Genomic DNA, 3,939 nt, shown 5'->3' with positions numbered 1-3,939 from the left:
TGCGTAGGTGCCCCACCGCCTGGCCCGCGACCACCCAGGCCCCGTAGCGTCGCCCGGGTGCCTGACGACGCCTCCGCCGCCACCACGTCCCGCCCCGCCTCGACCCCCTGGTCCGTGACCCGGGGTGCCCTCGTGGGCGCCGCCGAGGCGCTGCCGGGCATCAGCGGCGGCACCGTCGCGCTCGTCACGGGTGTGTACGAGACCGCCGTGACCGGCGCCGGGCAGGCCATCAGCGCGCTGCGCCTCGTCGCGACCGACCGCGTCCGCGCCCGCGCGGAGCTCCGGAAGGTGCGCTGGTCGGTGATCGTGCCGCTGCTGATCGGCATGGTGCCGGGGCTGCTGCTCACGGTGCGGTTCGTGGCGCCGCTGCTGGAGGAGCACCCGGTCCCGCTGTACGGGCTGTTCCTGGGCATGACGGCGGCGGCGCTGGTGGTGCCGGTGCGGATGGCCGGCGGGCGGTGGTCGGCCGGAGAGGTCGCGCGGGCGCTGGTGGTCGCGGCGGTGGTGTTCCTGGTCGTGGGGCTGCCGCCGCAGCACCTGAGCCCGACGTACCCGGTGGTGCTGGTCGCGGCGGCGGTGGCGGCGTGCGCGCTCGCGCTGCCGGGGACGTCGGGGTCGTTCCTGCTGCTGACGTTCGGGCTGTACCAGCCGACGCTCGCGGCGCTGAACGACCGGGACTGGGGCTACGTCGCGGTGTTCCTCGCCGGGATCGCGATCGGCCTGGCGTGCTTCATCAAGGCGCTGCAGTGGCTGCTGGAGCACCGGCGGCGCCCGACGCTCGTGCTGCTGTCGGGCGTGATGGCGGGGGCGCTGCGGGCGCTGTGGCCGTGGCAGGAGGACGACCGGACGCTGCTCGCGCCGGGCGACCAGGTGGGGCTCGCCGCGGTGGCGTTCGCGGCGGGGGCGGCGGTGGTGCTGGCGCTGGTCGCGGCCGAGCGGCGGTCCCGTCCGCGCGACGCGGGCTGAGCCCACGCCGCGGCCGGCGGATCAGCCGCAGCCGACCAGCACGGCGTCCGGCTCCACCTCGACGGGGTGCAGCTCGGGCCGCGCCCGCAGGAACTGCGCCGGCCGGGCGAGCGCGCCGTCGACCCACGGCACGTCCGCGGAGACCTCGACGACGAGCGGGCGGATCCGGGTCGCGATCGCGGACCGGGCGCCCCCGGGCGGATCGACGGGGACGATCTGCCGCCCGAGCGCGAGCCCGGCGGCGAGGCCCAGCGAGCCGGAGCGCCCGACGGGGACGAGCTCGCCGTCGACGGGGAGGGCGAGGAGCAGGGCGCCGGGCTGGGTGGCGGAGCCGGTGACGGCCGTGGCGACCAGGTCGACGACGGAGCGGTGCTTGACCTTGCGCCAGTCGCGGGTGCCGGGGCGGTAGGGCTGGTCGAGGCCCTTGGCGACGAGGCCGTCGACGCCGAGGCCCGCGAGGTCCCGGAACCAGCGGGCGGCGAGACCGGCGTCGCCGGTGAGCGGCGACGTGGACAGGGCGCCCACCCAGCCGGCGGCGAGCTCCTCGAGGGCGATCCGGCGCTCGATGAAGGGCTGCGACCGCAGGTCGACGTGCTCGCGCTGGATGACGTCGAAGACGATGAACTCGCCCGGCAGCGCCGTGGCGAACGCGCCGGGCTGCGCCGCGTCGGCCCGCCGCTGCAGGGCGCCGAAGTCGACCTGGCCGGCGCGCCGGACGACGAGCTCGCCGTCGAGCACGGTGCCCGCGGGCACCCGCGCCGCGACGGCGTCGGCCACCTCGGGGAAGTCGCGCGTCAGGTCGGCCCCGTGCCGGGACCGCAGCAGCGTGCGCGGGCCGTCGGCGAGCGCGAGCAGCCGCATGCCGTCCCACTTGGGCTCCCACGCGGTGCCACCGGGCAGGCCGACGGTGTCGTCGATGCCGGGGACCGGGCGCGCCAGGGCCAGGCCGCTGGGGTCCTCCGGCGTACGGGGCACGGCCGAACTGTACGCCCGCTTTCCTCCGTATATGTGGTGTTTCGTCCGATTTCGTTCGACCGGGTGATGCGAGCGGGGTCGCGGGCGGAGCGGCAGGTCAGGAGCCGGTCGCGCCCGCGACCTCGGTCGGGTGCAGCTCGGGCCGCGCGCGGAGGAACTGCGCGGGGCCGGCGAGCGCGCCGCGCGACCACCGCACGTCCGCCGAGACCTCGACGACGAGCGGCGCGATCTCGGTCGCGACGGCGGAGCTCGGGCCGGAGGTCGCGACCGCGCTCCCGGCCGGCGCGAGCACCCGCCCGAGCGCGAGGCCGGCGACCGCGCCGACCGGCCGGGACCGCCCCACGGGGACGAGCTGGCCGTCGACGGGCAGCGCCAGCAGCAGCGCGTGCGGCTGCTCGACCGGGCCGGTGACCGCCGTGGCGACGAGGTCGACGACGGACCGGTGCTTGACCTTGAGCCAGTCCCGCGCGCCGCCCCGGTACGGCTGCTCGAGCCCCTTGGCCACGAGCCCGTCGACTCCCGTGCCGGCCAGGTCGCGGAACCAGCGGGCGGCGGTGTCCGGGTCGCCGGTCAGCGGCGAGAGCGTGAGCGGTGCGGACCAGCCGGCCGCCAGCTCCTCGAGCCCCATGCGCCGGTCGAGGAACGGCCGGTCCCGCAGGTCGGTCTCCTCGCGACGCAGGACGTCGAACGCCAGGTACTCCGCCGGGGCGTGCCGGGCGGCGTAGCCCGCGGTCCGGCGGGTCGCGAGCCGGTGCTGGAGCGCGCCGAAGTCGAGCCGGCCGGAGCGCCGCACCACCAGCTCGCCGTCGAGCACGCTGCCCGCCGGGACCTGCGCGGCCACGGCGGCGACCACCTCGGGGAACGCGGCGGTCAGGTCCTCGGCGTGCCGGGACCGCAGCGCGGTGGCGGCCCCGTCCGCGAGCGCGAGCACCCGCATCCCGTCCCACTTGGGCTCCCAGGCGGTGCCGCCGGGCAGGCCCTGCGCCTCGGCGATGGTCCGGACCGGGCGGGCGAGGGCGAGCTCGACCGGCTCGTCGCGGGTGTGGCGCACGGACGTCTCCTCGGGGTGGGGGTGGCGGTCGTCAGGTGCTCGTCGCCGGGCGGCTCGCGGGCGCCGACGGGGCGGTCCCCACCACGCGCGCCCCGGTCGCGGTGCCTCCGCCTGCGGGCGCGTGGTCCCCCGTCCCGGGCGACCACCGGGCGCCGGTGCCGTCCGGGTCGGCGGCGACCCGGACGCCGAGCGCGACGGTGCCGCCGGCGGCCGCCGCGGGCGCCGACGCGGGCAGCGTGGCGGTGCCGTGCACGGTCACGGGCTCGTCGCCGACCCGGCCGAGCGCCACGCGGGCGCCGCGCAGCCCCTCCGCGCTGCCGGCCGCGAGCACCGCGCCGGTGTCGTCGCTGAGGGTCAGCCGGAGGTCCGCGTCCGCCGGGGCGGCGGCGTCGTCCAGCACGAGGGTCAGGGCGGAGGGCCCGGCGGCCGGGCGCGCGGTGATGTGGAACGTCGAGGACGCGCCCGGCGCCGGGACCGGGACGTGGACGCGCCCGCCGGCGCCCTCGCGCAGGTCGAGGCCGGCGGTCGGCGGGGTGCTCGACGCGCCGAGCGCACCGGCCCCGAGCACGCCGCCGACCGTCAGCGCGATCGCCGCCGCGACCAGCCGCGGCACCAGCCTCCGCATGTCCGTCCACCCCCGTGGTCGTCGGGCGGCGCCGGGGGCGCCGCGTCGTCGTGGGGCGCGTCGCCCGCCGGCCGAGGGGGCAGGGCCGACGAGGCCGGCGGCGGACGACCCTGACCGGTCGTGCGCGCCGGGCGGGGTCCCTGGAGACGATCCCCCGCCGCGGTCGCGCGCACCGCGCACCGGTCGCGGCACCGGAGCGCGCCCGCACGAGCCGCGACGCCCTCGACGCTAGGCCCGCACGACCACTCAGCAGCGGGGACCGGCGGCGGTTGAGGGGCCACCGCGGGGGCCGGGGCGGCGCGCCGAGGTCCCTGTGCGTGGC

General features: G+C 79.1%; 4 protein-coding genes. 1 reads left to right on the top strand and 3 read right to left on the bottom strand.

Going from position 1 to position 3,939, the window contains the following annotated elements:
• The first annotated feature begins 57 nt into the window (after window positions 1–57).
• Complete coding sequence (locus tag G6556_RS17570) at window positions 58–966, top strand: DUF368 domain-containing protein (protein ID WP_166944264.1); 909 nt, start codon at window positions 58–60, stop codon at window positions 964–966.
• 21 nt (window positions 967–987) lie between these two features.
• Here the strand turns inward: G6556_RS17570 and G6556_RS17565 are convergent, their stop codons facing one another.
• The 3 genes from G6556_RS17565 to G6556_RS17555 form a co-directional block, all read right to left on the bottom strand.
• Window positions 988–1,941 carry an ATP-dependent DNA ligase gene (locus G6556_RS17565; protein ID WP_166944262.1) on the bottom strand — a complete coding sequence of 318 codons (954 nt, stop codon included), beginning with the start codon at window positions 1,939–1,941 and terminating at the stop codon, window positions 988–990.
• 97 nt (window positions 1,942–2,038) lie between these two features.
• Window positions 2,039–2,992 (bottom strand): ATP-dependent DNA ligase, encoded by a 954-nt coding sequence (locus tag G6556_RS17560; RefSeq protein WP_166944260.1) that lies wholly within the window; start codon window positions 2,990–2,992, stop codon window positions 2,039–2,041.
• A 31-nt stretch (window positions 2,993–3,023) separates the two neighbouring features.
• Window positions 3,024–3,617: a hypothetical protein gene (locus G6556_RS17555; RefSeq protein ID WP_166944258.1), complete on the bottom strand. Its 594-nt coding sequence runs from the start codon at window positions 3,615–3,617 to the stop codon at window positions 3,024–3,026.
• Window positions 3,618–3,939: the final 322 nt, after the last annotated feature.

Origin of the sequence: Cellulomonas sp. IC4_254 (genome assembly GCF_011603975.1) — a bacterium.
In the GTDB taxonomy this organism is placed as follows: domain Bacteria; phylum Actinomycetota; class Actinomycetes; order Actinomycetales; family Cellulomonadaceae; genus Cellulomonas.
This window is presented reverse-complemented; position numbering and strand designations above follow the sequence as displayed.

What these genes read in the sequence shown, in the direction of transcription:
- G6556_RS17555 (WP_166944258.1), bottom strand. Translation starts at nt 3,617, where the DNA reads ATGCGGAGGCTGGTGCCGCGGCTGGTCGCGGCGGCGATCGCGCTGACG.